The organism is Aliiglaciecola sp. LCG003 (genome assembly GCF_030316135.1).
In the GTDB taxonomy this organism is placed as follows: domain Bacteria; phylum Pseudomonadota; class Gammaproteobacteria; order Enterobacterales; family Alteromonadaceae; genus Aliiglaciecola.
Genome location: NZ_CP128185.1, coordinates 1,759,979 through 1,775,376, shown reverse-complemented (window position 1 = coordinate 1,775,376; position 15,398 = coordinate 1,759,979). Strand labels below are relative to the sequence as shown.

The following is a 15,398-nucleotide window of genomic DNA, read 5'->3' as shown; positions in this document are numbered from 1 at the left end:
AAATACAAATGAAATTACGGACTTGAAAATCTACTACTGCCCTGTCCCCTCGCTAACTGGAGCGGCAATGTGAGCGCTCCCGCTGGTGTAATCAAGGGTTAAGACAAAGTGTTGTAGAAGATCAAAACCCAGTAAACCTTCTACTTTTTTCCCCTTTATACGTGATTCTGAACTCTCGTAACGGCTGCCTACTTGAGACCTTTGCCCTTCTGCTGGCACATTAATCAACACATTTTCCAGAGTATAGGGGCCAAATTGCACTTTAGGTATACGAAATGACTCGTTGAACCCCATACTATTGGCACCAAAAGCCACACTAGCACTGGTTGCGTACTTACCAATCCATCGCTTAGCAGCGTTTCGTTCGAGCATAACACCGCCACTATTACCAGTGTCGAGTATCAACCATGTTGATTTCTCGTTATTGATGTCGATCTTAACAATTGGCATACCAGACCCTTTTTGCTTGGTCATAGTGACATTTTTTATCTCACTCAGATCTATCGCATCTCTCGACATGTACCTAAGCCTACTGTTGGGATAATCAATTTGAACAATAAAGGCTGAGAAGAAGGGCGCGCCGAGCAAAATCGCGTTTTTATAATGCCCAAGTGATAGCTCTGTGAATGAGTCGAAGGGTAGATTTTGGCCAAACATTGATACTTCAACGGATGAGAAATTTTGTCGTCTCTCAACACCATAAATACCTTTCACTTTTACTTTTCGGCCTTTGTTGAACTCGAGTTTATGCTTAAAAATAAAACTCTTATTGATACCGTTAAGCTGTGCCCCACTATCTAGAATGGCGTAGCCACTGTTGCCACCAATTTCTACAGGAACTTTCACATGCCCACCAGATAATTCGAAATCAACCCAATTTGAAACTCCGGCTTTTGCATTTGAGATGAAAATAAAACAGGCACTGATAATTATCAGGGATAACTTTTTTGTAGTCATGAAATTCAAATGTATATCCTTATATCGCGTTAATACTTGATGTATTAATAATTCAGCTAAAAAGGTTAACATTTTACCCGCTCAAGTTTCAAGTTCTAGACTTGCCACCCATCACACAAAAATAGGATATGCTATTTCTAAGTTATTCAGCTCATACTAATCAGAAGCGTCTGTGCTATTAGTTTTAATATAATTCCACATCTGCTCCAGCGGCTCGCTAAATCCAGAATTCAACAATGGAAAGCGGTGAAAGGTCTTAGGATCTAAGGAAATTTGCTCAATATGGAAGCCAGCTCTGGTGCCATAACGCTTCCAGGGGTTGCGACAAAACAGTTTAAACCAGCGCTCGACAAAGCAGCCCAATTGCTTAACATCATATTTTTTGCCATAACCAGTAATAAGTAATTCAATTAGAATACTTTTCGGCCACATTTGTTTAACTAGATAACATTCCATTATAAAGTCACACACCTCATAAGGCATTAAATCTTCTTCGTCGGTTTGAGCATCTGGCCTCAATTCTGCCGTGGGTTGTTGTAGATTGATCCATTTGAGCTCATTCAATCGAACTCGCTGAAATCCTGCATCCGATTGGATGGGCATACCAACTTTCTCCAGCCACAGATTCATTTTACGGATCGTGCTTTTTGAAATGCCTGAGATGGCGGCAATGACACCCGAAGTATCACCATCCATAGTGGCGTAGCCTAATGCAGATTCAGATAAATTTGATGTTGCAATCAAAAGTTTGTTTTCTCGATTGGCAATCATCCATATGCCCGGGCTGCGGGCACGTGCCTGAATATTTTGCAGCGTAATGTCATCTTTTTCCCAACTTAGCGGATTGTTGGAGTATAAGCCATTGACTAAATTCGTAAATTTCTGCACCAATGGCTGAATATCCCAATGATCAAATCGGGCCCCTATTTCCTTCGAAACCTGCTGCGCTGCGTTTAATGTTGTCTGCGAACTGTTTTCAGTGCTTTGGTACAAACACCATAGTAGTAGCGGCATAATGTCTTGTTTAAGCCATTTCAGCTTATCCTGTCCTGCATGTCGTTGCGGAATTGAGCTAGAAAGACATTGCGCTATTCTGGAGGAGTAGACCTTACTACCAAGCTGTTGCAAAGCAAGGCGTTGAGACAAATATACTAATGTAGATACTAAGCCAGAATCTGCGCCACCAGACAAACTCACGACAAAGCCCGATGTCCGAGTTCTGATCATCCAATCCCAAAGACCATTGCTAATAGCATAGCTAATCTCAGTGAAAGCTAAATCGTCGCCGTGTAAACCATGCCAAAAGTTTGGCAAATTATCATTGGCACTTTGCGCTTGTTTGTGTAGCTTTAGAATTTTTAACGCTTCACTTTGCTGGCTTAAATTTATCGCGATGGTGACTGAATTGGTTTCATCATTTTTAATTGATTCACTATTTACAATGCGGCTCACCCGATTCGCACTGATATTCACTAAAGTATGGTTAAGTAGCACGTCTTTAACATTGAGTCGGTCACCTTTAGAGATAATTTGCCCTTCAGAAGCAATTAAGCATCCCGCGTCGTATATGCTGGTACCATTTTCAGTTCCGCTAAGATTCGCATAGGCATAGACTACACCAAATGCTCGGGAACCCTCTCTGACAAATTGTTCTCTTGTGGTATACTTCCCCACCGCAAAATGCGATGCGCTTGGGTTTAAAATTACGTCTACATTACGTTGGTAAAGATCTCTGCCAGGCCGATTGCTGATCCAGGAGTCTTCACAAGTTTCAAAGCCAATACGCAAACCATCGGCATCTACCACAATATCCCCCATAGGCACCTTGAATTTGGGATGAAGCACCACTTTCCCCCTCTCCCACCTTTCAAACCATCGCGGCTCGTAATGTAATCCACTTCGAGCTAAAAATTGTTTACACGAAAAACCATGCAAACCAGCCTGAGAAAATATTGCTATTGCGTTAAAAATCTGTCCGCCGGGGTACATAAGAGGCATACCCAATGCGACCAGCATAGAATGTTTAAAAGAATGATTTATCGTTGTAAATCGCTCAATAACCTTGTACAAGGCGACTTCTGATGCTTGATTAAATTCTTGAAAGGTGAAATTGTCTTCACAACCATATCCGGTTAAAGCTAGCTCAGGTAAGAGCAAAAGATTAACTTCTGCGTCTTGAGCCTTTTTAATAGCGATTAAAACACGCTCAACATTCCCTTTGAAATCAAAGGGTATTTGTCTTAAAGACGCTGTGCCAATCCTTGTATAGTTTGCCATAGTCTACCTTTATCTTAATGCGGGTGCGTAAACGGAGTATGCTCACATGGTCGGGCTTTATACTAGTTTTTCTGAACCAATTAAAACAGTGTTTGTAATAGCAAACAGTTAAACGATTTATTTCATGTAGTTTAATCAGTAAAGATTTAAATTACCGGTGGTATATTATGAAATTGAGTAGTTATGCGGTTTATTCCAGTGCTTAGTGTAACTGATTTAGCACTTGTGACTTAGCTGAAGAGATTAACGCTTCTAGCTCTCCACTGTCTTTCATGTTGCGGATAACCGCATCGATTTTCGGTAACAGGTTCTTATGTTTGTTGTTTAGGTAATGATAAAGTTTTAGTGTTCTTAAGGGGGGCTCAATTTGTTTGATATTTTCGTAACCTAGGCGCTCAATCACATTTTGACCGTCCATTGCACTGGTTAATACCACATCGACCATCCCAGAAGATAAATACTTCATCATTTGCTCAGTATCACTCATATCAAATACTTGTGAGAGCCCCTGTGTAATATTGTTAGTGTGCTTTACTCCTCTAACCCTAGCCACGCGGTAGGTAGCCAAGTCAGATTTGTCTAAGATAATAATATTCGAATCACGCTCAATAAACGCGGATGTTTCTACAAAATAGTAAGGCGTTGGCACTCTAAGCATATCAGGATTTTCAACTCCATAACTCCAAATGCGCATGATTTCGCCATCTTTTACTCCACTAACAGCTTCCCTTTGCGCTCGCTCTGCTGGCAAAGGTGTGATCAAAATATCGATTCCGAGCTTTTGATAAAATACAGGCACGATTGACCTGCCGATGTCCTGTTCGATCAATTTTTCAATCGAGGCAAAATTTAAAGGTTGTGCAACGCTATACTGGCAAATCAGCATCAAGAAAAAAACTTTGTATTGTAATCGCAATTTTGTCATTGGAAACCTCCAACACGATTAAAACCACACTTCGATAATATCCGTATCACACCTTATACATTGTAGGTGCTTAGAAGCTACTTTGAGCCTATTCGGAAGTGTTTTTTGTTTCCCGATTGCTTATAAACTAAGGATATAGCAGGCTGGTATAAATATAAAGGCTAAAGTTGATTAGATACGCAATCAACAGAATTGAAGAACATTATATATAAAACAAAGACTTACGGATTTTTCAAGTCATAAATCAAGTCTTGAATTGGTCATCAAAAATGACAATATCATCGACTTCGTTAATTAGTCTTTCCGCGGCGCAGCCGTCGCGCCGGCAAGTATTCCACCATCAATATTTAACTCGATACCTGTCACGTACTTTGATTCATCCGAGGCTAAATAAAGTGCGGCATAAGCCACATCTTCTGGTTGGCCCATTTTTTTTAAGGGAATGTCAGAGGAAATTGCATCGATTGCGGTTGCTCGTGCGTCTCCTTCACCGAGCATTTGGTCCCACATAGGAGTAAGAATAGCTCCTGGATGAATAGAATTACACCGAATTGGGTAGCCCTGCTCTGCACAATATAGAGCAACTGACTTAGTATGGTTTCTAACGGCGGCTTTACTGGCGGCATATGCCGCTGCAGCCGGGATGCCGACAATACCCGAACGAGACGAAATATTAATAATACTAGCTGATTTTGACGTTTTCATCATACGAATGGCATATTTACAACCCAACGCCACGCCGTCTAAATTTGTACGATGAACTTGATGCCAAGAATCCATATGCAAGTTTTCCGGGTCATGAGGACCTGTGGTTTGACCAAAGCCAGTTATCCCTGCATTATTTATTACTATATCTAAGCCAGCAAATTTAGCCAAAATAACGTCACAAACATCTTGCCACTGTTTCTCATTACTGACGTCGAGGGCAAGATAACTCGCCCCTGCAGCTAATCTCTCAGCGGCTCGCTGGCCTTTATCATGGTCAATATCCGTCAGTACCACGGTTGCAGCAGACTCTAAAAATAATTTGGCGATGGCTAGGCCAATTCCTTGCGCAGCACCAGTAACCAATACTCTCTTACCGGCTAACCGCACCATTTTTTCACCTCAAATTCATGTCACTTAGTATGAAAATACGCAGTGACATTGCCTATGTCTAGTCTGACGTTAAAATAACATCTATCATTTTCATTTCTTGTTCAGTCAATGGCGCTTGATGTTGGGTCGCGACCAGCTCTTCAATTTGACTGACTTTACTTGCTCCAATAATACATGAGGTAATTGATGGTTTAGCATGGATCCAACTAATCGCCAATTGCGGCAAAGACTGCCCCCGTTGTTGAGCAAGCTCATTCAGCAAAGTGACCTTGTTGAGTACTTCTTGGGTTATCTGCTCAGATTGCAGAAAACTATCGGGATTGCTAGCTCTTGAGTGCTTTGGAATTCCATTCAAATACTTATTTGATAATAATCCTTGCGCCAGCGGCGAAAATGGCACAGTACCAATCCCTGCCGACTTGGCAGCATCAAGCACCCCTTGCTGTTCTATTGTTCGATCCAGCATACTAAATTTAGGTTGGTTAACAATACACGGTGTACCGCTCTTACTAAGAATACTATTGGCTTCCAATAAATCTGCGGCATTGTAATTGGACAAACCAACATAGAGGGCTTTTCCATTACGCACGATATCACTCAGAGTTTGCATGGTCTCTTCTAAAGGCGTATCGGTATCCCGCCTGTGGTGATAAAAAATATCCACATAATCGAGTTGCATGCGTTGTAAGCTTTGGTCAAGGCTGGCAACCAGATACTTACGGGAACCCCAATCACCATATGGGCCAGGCCACATGCCGTAACCGGCTTTGGTGGAAACGATGAGTTCGTCACGATAAGGTTTTAATGGACCGCTAATCACTTCGCCAAAAAAAGATTCCGCGCTACCAGCCGGAGGCCCATAGTTGTTAGCCAAGTCGAAATGAGTAATACCCAGATCAAACGCCCTTAACAACATATCTAATGCAGTTTTTTGGTTATCTTGACCACCGAAGTTGTGCCACAAACCCAATGAGACATACGGCAGTTTTAGGCCGCTGTTCCCGCATTTTGAATAGCGACTTTGTTCATAACGATTGTGACTGGCTTGATAATTTGACATGCCGAAACTGGCTCCCTTGTGACCCATAGCTTGATTAATGAAACCTATGGCTTTTACATCATTTTGAATTCGGGCCTATTAAAGCGACCCGACTGCTAAGCGCCAAATGCCCAGTCAATCACGGGCATTTGGCGCTTGTTGTTTGCTGTTCCCCAGACCAAACACCACCTAGGCTAAATCTAGGTTTACTTAACTGGTTGGAAGTTACTTTGCTGTGTTCAGCTCCCTCACCCACATATTGCGAAAGCTAACCAAATTTCCATGGTCCTGCAGTTGCAGCGGTTCACAGCCATGAGCCTGGTAACTGGGGGCGCCAATCCATTCAGTTTTCCCTTGAATTTTCACATGATTCTGCACCAACACGCCATTGTGTAACACGGTTACATATCCGGGTTGGGATAATTCACTGCCACTAAAACGCGGGGCGGTGAAAATAATGTCGTAGTATTGCCATTCTCCTGCAGGTCTCATCGCATTCACTAATGGAATAGTTTGCTTATAAATGCTTGCCGCCTGACCATTCGGATAGGTTTTATTGTTGTATGAATCTAATATTTGCACTTCGTATCGTTGCTGCAAAAATACGCCACTGTTATTGCGTTGCTGCCCTTCCATATCGGTTACGTCAGTCGGGGTTTGCCACTCTAAATGCAATTGGATATCACAGAACTTCTGTTTAGTTTTGATATCACCGGTTCCGGGTTTTACGGTTACAACATTGTTTTGCAGGGACCAAGGCGCTTCTCCGCCTTCTAAGCCCTGCCAAGCATTTAGACCATTGCTTCCAATCAAAACTATCGCATCGGAGGGCGCCTGACCTTCAGTGGTGGAAACTGCAACGGGAACAGGCTCCCATACTTCGGTTTTTTCTGCTTGCTGCCACGGCTCTAAGGTTTCCTGCGCGGACACAGCATGGCTATTAATTAAACCGACCAATCCGGCGAGTAATAACCCTTTACTATATTTTGTTTTGCAATCTTTCACTTCTTTTCCCTTTTCGCAATTATTCTGGTTGAATATTAAACAGTGGTTCAAAGACTAAGTTGCCCAAGCTCGGTCGCCCTTCTTGTAGGGAAACTCGCCGTCATAACGACTTGGGATCGCAACATAACGAAGCACCTTATTGGCACCAATTTCAGAGGTGAAGAAACTAAATAACACCAACTGTTTCATCAAAGAAAAATAATGAGGCACTCGTTCAACAGACGACTCAGCTTCAGTTTTTTGCTCAGCTAACTCGTGCATTTTTTGATTATAAAGTTTTGCCTCTTCATCAAGTTCAGTCAAAAGTGTTAATTTCTGTTCACTGGTTAAAAGCAAAAAATCTTTACCAAAGGCATTAGTGGCAGCTTGTTTAAGCGTCACCATGCCTTGCTTAAATGCATCTCGTGCTGGCTGGCTATAACAATCTGCTACCATTATGGCCATAGTTAGGCCTACATTGGCATCTTTCGCGCCGGGAGTGTCCGTGCGAGGAATGATTGTTTCGCCTATCTCGTTTAAATAAGCCACGTCATCTTTTGAAAAACCAGTATCGGCCAACTTCACCTTGGGAACCATGTCGTAGGCTAGTGCATTGCTACCAACAAATGCTGTGCCGGTTGCAGCGGCAATCATTTTAAGTATTTCACGTCTATTCATGGCTACAGGTTTCCTTTTTTCAGCTCTTCAACCGCAAAGCTCGCTGCTCTGGCGGTTAACGCCATATAGGTTAAAGAAGGATTAACGCAAGAGGCAGACGTCATACAGGCGCCATCGGTAACAAATACATTCAACGCATCCCACACCTGATTATGACCATTCAATACTGAGCTTTTAGGATCACGACCCATTCGGGCAGTTCCCATCTCATGAATACCCATGCCGGGTGTATAGGATGCATCGAAACCGTGCACATTTTTTAAATTGGCGGCTTCAAACATATCAATCGCATCTTGCTGCATATCTTTACGCATACGCAGTTCGTTTTCCTTCAACTCAACATCCATTTCAAGCACCGGTAATCCCCACTTGTCTTTGACGTTGCGATTAAGGTAAATGCGATTGCTATGATCCGGTAACATTTCGCCAAAGGCTGTCATACCAATTTGCCAATTCCCTGGTTCACTGATGGCATTTTTCAAGCTTGCGCCCAAGCCCATTTCGGCCACATCTCGACGCCAACCTTGACGACTTGCACCGCCTTGATAGCCAAAGCCGCGTAAGTAATCTCGTTTATCATCATGCCAGTTTCTGAACCTTGGTACGTAAAAACCACTGGGCCGACGACCAAAGGTATATTTGTCATCAAAACCTTCAACTTGCGCTGAGGCCCCAATACGGAAATGGTGATCCATTACATTGTGTCCAAGTTCACCACTGCTGCTACCTAAACCATCTTCCCACACATCAGTGGCCGAATTCATTAGTAACCAACTTGAATTAAATGAGGATGCATTTACAAACACAATCTTACTTTTGTATTCGTAGGTCTGATTGGTTTCAGCATCGATAATGGCAACGCCAGTAGCGCGCTTTTTGTCTTTGTCATACAAAATTTCGGTTACAATAGAAAATGGCCGCACGGTCAAGTTGCCGGTCTTCATAGCCGCAGGCAATGTCGAGGACTGAGTACTGAAATAGCCACCAAAAGGACAGCCCAACCAACATTTGTTGCGGTATTGGCAACTTGTCCGACCTTCTTCGGGTTTAGCTTGGGTCATATTGGCGGTGCGCCCGGAAATCATATGGCGAGTGCCTTTGTAGGCTTTTTGAATACGAGCAGACACATCCTTTTCAACACAGTTGAGTATCATGGCAGGTTGGTATTGCCCATCAGGCAACACATCTAAGCCATCTCGATTACCACTGATACCTGCAAAACGTTCTACGTAATCGTACCAAGGCGCTACGTCTTCATAACGTATAGGCCAATCAACCGCGATACCTTCTTTGGCATTCGCCATGAAATCTTCTGGGTTCAATCTGTAACTTTGGCGGCCCCACAATAATGAACGTCCTCCAACGTGATAGCCGCGATACCAATCAAATCGCTTCTTTTCAACGTAGGGGGCATCTTTCTCATTCGCCCACATGCCGAAAGTAGATTCGTTTAAGGGGTAATCTCGTTTCAACACTGGATAATCTTGTTTCATTTGCTCAGTGGCGGTATCTCTGTGAGGATAGTCCCACGCCTCTTTATGCGCATTTTTGTAATCTTTTATGTGTTCAATGTTTTTGCCCCGCTCGAGCATCAACACTTTTAAGCCTTTTTCGGTCAACTCTTTAGCTGCCCAACCGCCGCTGATCCCAGAGCCAACGACTATTGCGTCATATTCATTATTTGCCACATGTATCCCCTTAACGCTTGTTTCCAAGCGCTTTCAATTCGTTTTTAGACATCACAAATTTGAATCGCATTGCGCAATGATTCAATTTTGCCTGACCGATCTTTAGGTGTTGGAATAAATTCCTGTGCAAGTACGCCTGTAAACCCTGTTGCGACTATTGCACGAGCAATTGCCGGGTAATACAGTTCTTGAGTGTCATCAATTTCATGCCGCCCCGGTACACCTGCAGTGTGGTAATGGCCAAAATATTGATGATTATTTTGGATCGTGCGAATAATATCGCCTTCATTAATTTGCATATGGTAAATGTCGTACAGCAGTTTAAAACTTTCCGTTCCTAGGGCTTTACACAGTGAAATTCCCCATTCAGAGTTATCTGCCATATAATCAGGATGATCCACTCGGCTATTGAAAAGCTCCATTTGTATCGTCACGCCTTTACGCTCAGCATGATGCAAAATACGTGATAAGCCATTCACCGCATTTTTCAAACCCTCTTCACGGCTCATGCCTCGTGCATTGCCGCTAAAACAGATCAGGTTTTTGTAACCAGCTTCAGCAACTAAATCGATATGACGTAGATACCTGCGAGTTAACTCATCATGAAATTGCGGGTGTATCCAGCCATCGACAAGATTTAACTCTGCGCCATTACACATTGAAGAATCAATAGCGTACTTTTTAAGCATTGGCCAATCTTCTGGTCCCACCAAATCGATAGCTGAAAAGCCCAGTGCCTTTACTGTCTGACACAATTCTTCGATGCTAAGATCACCATAGGTCCAGCGACTTACGGAATGATTAATATTACCTTTGAGTTTGCTTGTTTTTTCTGCTTTAGCATTGGCAATCCCACTTACTGACACATTCGTGGCCAGGGCTGCGCTGCTAATGGCTAGGCCTTTGAGCAACGTTCTGCGTGGATTATTCATCAGTTGATACCTTTTCACTTTTAAAGGTGAACATAAACAATATGAAAACAACGAAAGCAAAAGCAGCAGGAAATAACCAGATGTTAGTCCAGTTGTGGCCGCTCTCAAGGGTATAGCTGTCGGTTATTTTTCCAGCTACCCAAAAACCCACCAACATACCGATACCATAGGTCGCCAGCGTGATTAGGCCTTGAGCAGCATTTTTGACTCTTTCGCCCGCTTTAGCGTCAGTATAGATTTGCCCTGATACGAAGAAGAAATCATAACAAATACCATGTAACGCAATACCTGTTAGGAGTAAAACCATACTACCATCGGCATTTCCGTAGGCAAATAACACATAACGTAACACCCACGCCAACATACCAATTAGCAAAGTGATCTTGATCCCGAAGCGATTTAAAAATACTGGCAACGCTAACATAAACAACACTTCAGAGATCTGCCCCAAGGTCATTTTCCCGGTCGCATTTTCAACCCCTATTTCGGTTAAAAACGGATTGGCATTTTGATAGTAAAACGCCAGAGGAATACAAATTAATACCGAGGATATAAAGAACATCAAAAAATTTCGGTCTTTTAGCAGGGCCAAAGCGTCAAGCCCTAACATGTCTTTCAAACCTACTCGTTCTGAATTGGCTTTAGGTGGGGTTTTGGGTAAGGTGAAACTAAATAATCCCAGAATTAGTGAAGCCCCAGCACATAACAAGAAAGTGTTACGTAACATACCCTCTGCAATGGCTTGTTTTGCATCCCACGAAAATGCGTAGCTGATAGCCAATCCGGCTACTATCCAACCTACTGTGCCCCATACTCGAATTTTTCCAAACTGTTTAGAAGGATTATTCATTTGGGCAAATGACACTGAATTGACTAGTGCCAACGTCGGCATGTAAGCAATCATATAAGCCAAAACAAACGGATAAAATGCATCAAAATCTGCAGCCTGATATAAACAATACATCAACCCTGCGCCTACCAAGTGGAGTACCCCAAGTATGCGTTCAGCATTGAAATAACGATCAGCAATTAAACCTATAATGAACGGCGCTATAATTGCCCCCCATGATTGGGTTGAAAAGGCCATGCCTATTTGACCGCCTGAAGCTGATAAGTTGTTGGCTAAAAAGGTACCCAAGGTAACAAACCAGCCACCCCAGATGAAAAATTGCAGGAACATCATGACACTAAGGCGCAGTGTTATATTATTCATTCTTGTACACACTCCATTTGATAAAGCTTACTTAGACACTTGTAGTGCCGATGACTTAGTCATCCAATCCTAAAATTCGACGGTTTCGAGTTTCACTACTTTTTGCGCCAGCAAAATCATCAAATGCGCGACCAGCAGGAGTGATAATATGACTAGCGATAAACGGTGCTCCTTCAGCCGCACCTTGGGCTGAATCTTTTATGCAGCATTCCCATTCAAGCACAGCCCAACCTTTAAAATCATACTGGGTTAATTTGCTAAAAATACCCTTAAAGTCGACTTGTCCATCTCCTAACGAACGGAAACGGCCGGGACGATTAGCCCAATCTTGGTAACCACCATATACACCTGAGCGGCCATTAGGGTTAAATTCTGCATCCTTAACATGAAACATTTTAATTCGTTCATGATACAGGTCGATAAACGCCAGATAATCCAATTGCTGTAATACAAAATGGCTAGGATCAAATAAAATATTTGCCCGAGGATGATTATCAACCGCCGTTAAAAAGCGCTCGAATGAAGCCCCGTCATGCAAGTCTTCACCAGGATGGATTTCATAACACACATCCACTCCGACCTCATCGAAGGCATCCAGAATAGGTAACCAACGTTTGGCTAATTCCGCAAAGCCTTGTTCAACTAGACCGGCTGGACGCTGGGGCCAGGGATAAACCAAATGCCATAAAAATGCGCCAGAAAATGTCGCATGAGCGTTTAATCCTAGCCGCTGACTGGCTTTCGCCGCCAACTTCATCTGTTCAACGGCCCATTCAGTGCGTTCTGCGGGTTTGCCGTGTAAATGAGCAGGAGCAAAGTTATCAAATAGTTCATCATATGCAGGATGTACGGCGACCAACTGACCTTGTAAATGAGTAGACAACTCAGTGATCTGTAATCCGGCTTCGGCACAAATTGACATAACTTTATCGCAATACTCTTGGCTGCTTGCTGCCAATTCCAAATCAAAAATTCGCTTATCATTGGTGGGCACCTGAATACCTTTATAGCCTAACGAACCAGCCCATTTGGTGATGCCTTCCAAGCTATTAAAAGGAGCTTCATCACCCATAAACTGCGCCAGAAAAATAGCCGGCCCTTTAATCGCACTCATCGTTTTTCTCCTGTGTAGCAGCTAAATATCAGCTACCTTTTAATCTTAATCATTGTGTGGCACAGGGTGCCATTTGGTGTCACTGCTGCTACTCGACAACATAGCTTCTATGAAAGCCATACCACGCAGACCGGAGTCTATCCCGGGTACGCCAGGTGCTTTGCCTGCGAGCTCTTTTCTGACTGCTGCGGCAAAATCCACGTACAAATTGGCCATTGCTTCCAAATATCCTTCTGGATGTCCGCCTGGTGTACGACAACGGTTGAGCGCCTCTGTACATAAACCTGGCTGACCAAGACCAGCTCTAAGAACTTGATAAGGTTGACCAACCGGACGATACACTAGAGAATTAGGTGACATTTGCTCCCATTCGATTCCGCCTTTATCGCCGTAAACTTTAATTTTTAAGCCATTTTCCACACCGGCACAGACTTGGCTGGCGATTAACACCCCACTTGCGCCCTTTTCGGTGCGCAGAAAGGCGGCTCCATCATCATCTAAACGGCGTCCATCAATATGGGTGTTTAAGTCTGCACAAAGGGAAGTGACATTTTGCTGTAAAACAAATTCAACAAGTCCGAAGGCATGGGTACCAATATCCCCCATACAACCACTGCCTCCAGCCTGACTTGGATCAGTGCGCCATGATGCTTGTTTGTTGTGGCTTTCTTCATTAGCAGAAAGCCAACCCTGAGGATATTCAACATACACTTTACGTATGTCGCCTAACAGTCCCTCCGCTACCATATTTTGCGCTTGCCAAACCATCGGATAACCAAGATAAGTATGGGCTAATCCATAGAGTTTATTACTTTTGTCGACTCGAGATTTAAGTTCGATCGCCTGTTCAAGTGATACTGCTGCTGGCTTTTCACAAAATACGTGGAAGCCAGCTTCTATCGCAGCGATTGAAATAGGTACATGAAGATGATTGGGTGTGACAATTATTAACACTTCCATACGGTCTTGAGGCGCTAAGGCGGCCTCAGCGACGAGTAACGCTTGCCATGATGAATAGACCCGCTGCGCATCCAAACCTAGACTGTCACCAGTGCGCTGATTATTATCAGGATCGCGGCTAAACGCTCCACAAACTAATTCAATTTGTCCGTCCAGAGCTAGAGCGTGACGGTGTACAGCACCAATGAAAGCCCCCTCTCCTCCTCCTACCATTCCCATACGAACTTTTTTGATTGCTGTCACATTAGCCTCCTAACTCACTATCATTTGCTAACAATTATGTTACACAGATGTAATCATTTTATAAAATGTAACGGATTACATTTAATTGTGTCAATGGATTTCAGCCTGAAAATCCTGTTATTCGGCTAACTTGTTAAAATTTAGTTTAAAAAAACCGCTATCATTTGCCATAAATTTAATTTATTGGTGGATTTTTATCTAAACGAAGGTATTATTTTTATAATAATGATAACGGTTACATTGCATTTTTGTACAGCAGACACAGGTTAGGAAAAAGCACATATGCCAAATATACGTCAAGTAGCTGATATGGCAGGTGTCTCAGTCGCTACGGTATCGAGAACGCTTCAACAACCTGAACGGGTGTCTCCTAAAACTCGTGAGAGGGTGATGGCGGCAGTGACCGAAGTCGGTTACAAACCTAACCTCATGGCGGTCAAGTTTCGCTCCGGTAAAACCCATAATATAGTGGTGTTGGTACCTACCGTTGCCAATGTATTCTTTGCTCGTGTCATCAATGGTATGCAACAAGTGGCGGCTGAACGGGGCTACTCCATTTTGCTAGGAAACACATTAGGTGATGAAGCCATAGAGGCAAACTTTGCAAAAATGGTACAAACCTCCCAGGCGGATGGCTTGATCCAATTGCGCGCCTACAATCCCTTTGACGCTTCTATGGATAAAAGAGATACCATGTTGCCCATGGTTAATGTGTGTGAAGTGTTGGACGATATCAATTGTCCTGTAGTGACATTAGATAATCGAGCTGCGGCAAAGGCGATGACCCAGCATTTAATAGAATTAGGCCACACCAGAATAGCCTTGATAAAAGGCCCTCAATCGAGTCCGTTAACCTGCCAAAGATTAGCCGGATATCGCGATGCTTTAGCCGAAGCCGATTTAGCCTTCGACAAAACACTACTCTATCCAGGAGATTTCACTCTGCAGTCAGGTCACGATGCGGCAAGTATAATACTGAGCAGTAAAGACCGTCCTACTGCAGTGTTTTGCGAAAATGATGAAACCGCTATTGGTGCAATGCAATGCTTCAAACAGGCTGGCTTGCGGATCCCAAACGATATCTCTATTGCAGGCTTTGACGATATCTCTTTCTCCGCTTTTTGTGATCCGCCATTAACCACAATCGCACAGCCTGCTGAAGAGTTTGGTCAGACAGCTGTGTCTCTGCTCATTGATCTTCTCACCGGAAAAATTACCAAGGCCCCGAAAGTGATTATGCCGTTCGAACTCATAGTAAGAACTAGTACAGGTCCTGCGCCAGTCAATTAA

General features: G+C 43.3%; 13 protein-coding genes. 1 reads left to right on the top strand and 12 read right to left on the bottom strand.

What is annotated here, in order from left to right; genetic code table 11:
* Positions 1-33: 33 nt before the first annotated feature.
* The 12 genes from QR722_RS07555 to QR722_RS07500 form a co-directional block, all read right to left on the bottom strand.
* Positions 34-957, bottom strand: coding sequence for an aspartyl protease family protein (locus tag QR722_RS07555; RefSeq protein ID WP_286287608.1), 924 nt, complete (start codon positions 955-957; stop codon positions 34-36).
* 156 nt (positions 958-1,113) lie between these two features.
* Positions 1,114-3,234, bottom strand: a complete 2,121-nt coding sequence (gene nadE, locus QR722_RS07550) for an NAD(+) synthase (RefSeq protein WP_286286766.1) — start codon at positions 3,232-3,234, stop codon at positions 1,114-1,116.
* Positions 3,235-3,436: 202 nt separating this feature from the next.
* The gene (locus tag QR722_RS07545; RefSeq protein WP_286286765.1) at positions 3,437-4,159 is read right to left on the bottom strand and encodes a substrate-binding periplasmic protein; all 723 of its coding nucleotides are present in this window, start codon (positions 4,157-4,159) and stop codon (positions 3,437-3,439) included.
* Positions 4,160-4,453: 294 nt separating this feature from the next.
* Positions 4,454-5,257 (bottom strand): SDR family oxidoreductase, encoded by an 804-nt coding sequence (locus QR722_RS07540; protein WP_286286763.1) that lies wholly within the window; start codon positions 5,255-5,257, stop codon positions 4,454-4,456.
* A 58-nt stretch (positions 5,258-5,315) separates the two neighbouring features.
* Positions 5,316-6,317 (bottom strand): aldo/keto reductase, encoded by a 1,002-nt coding sequence (locus tag QR722_RS07535; RefSeq protein WP_286286761.1) that lies wholly within the window; start codon positions 6,315-6,317, stop codon positions 5,316-5,318.
* 204 nt (positions 6,318-6,521) lie between these two features.
* On the bottom strand, positions 6,522-7,241 hold the full coding sequence (locus QR722_RS07530; RefSeq protein WP_353506909.1) for a 3-keto-disaccharide hydrolase: 720 nt from the start codon (positions 7,239-7,241) through the stop codon (positions 6,522-6,524).
* Between the two features lie 114 nt (positions 7,242-7,355).
* Positions 7,356-7,958 carry a gluconate 2-dehydrogenase subunit 3 family protein gene (locus QR722_RS07525; RefSeq protein WP_286286759.1) on the bottom strand — a complete coding sequence of 201 codons (603 nt, stop codon included), beginning with the start codon at positions 7,956-7,958 and terminating at the stop codon, positions 7,356-7,358.
* Between the two features lie 2 nt (positions 7,959-7,960).
* The gene (locus QR722_RS07520) at positions 7,961-9,646 is read right to left on the bottom strand and encodes a GMC oxidoreductase (protein ID WP_286286757.1); all 1,686 of its coding nucleotides are present in this window, start codon (positions 9,644-9,646) and stop codon (positions 7,961-7,963) included.
* 44 nt (positions 9,647-9,690) lie between these two features.
* Positions 9,691-10,578 carry a hydroxypyruvate isomerase family protein gene (locus QR722_RS07515; RefSeq protein ID WP_286286755.1) on the bottom strand — a complete coding sequence of 296 codons (888 nt, stop codon included), beginning with the start codon at positions 10,576-10,578 and terminating at the stop codon, positions 9,691-9,693.
* The gene (locus tag QR722_RS07510; protein WP_286286752.1) at positions 10,571-11,791 is read right to left on the bottom strand and encodes a nucleoside permease; all 1,221 of its coding nucleotides are present in this window, start codon (positions 11,789-11,791) and stop codon (positions 10,571-10,573) included. Before QR722_RS07510 ends, QR722_RS07515 begins: the two co-directional genes overlap by 8 nt.
* 55 nt (positions 11,792-11,846) lie before the next feature.
* Positions 11,847-12,905 (bottom strand): sugar phosphate isomerase/epimerase family protein, encoded by a 1,059-nt coding sequence (locus QR722_RS07505; protein WP_286286750.1) that lies wholly within the window; start codon positions 12,903-12,905, stop codon positions 11,847-11,849.
* A 45-nt stretch (positions 12,906-12,950) separates the two neighbouring features.
* A complete protein-coding gene (locus tag QR722_RS07500) occupies positions 12,951-14,099 on the bottom strand; it encodes a Gfo/Idh/MocA family protein (RefSeq protein WP_286287604.1) in 1,149 nt (382 codons plus the stop codon).
* A gap of 291 nt (positions 14,100-14,390) precedes the next feature.
* Between QR722_RS07500 and QR722_RS07495 the strand changes: the two genes are divergently transcribed.
* Positions 14,391-15,398, top strand: a complete 1,008-nt coding sequence (locus QR722_RS07495; protein WP_286286748.1) for a LacI family DNA-binding transcriptional regulator — start codon at positions 14,391-14,393, stop codon at positions 15,396-15,398.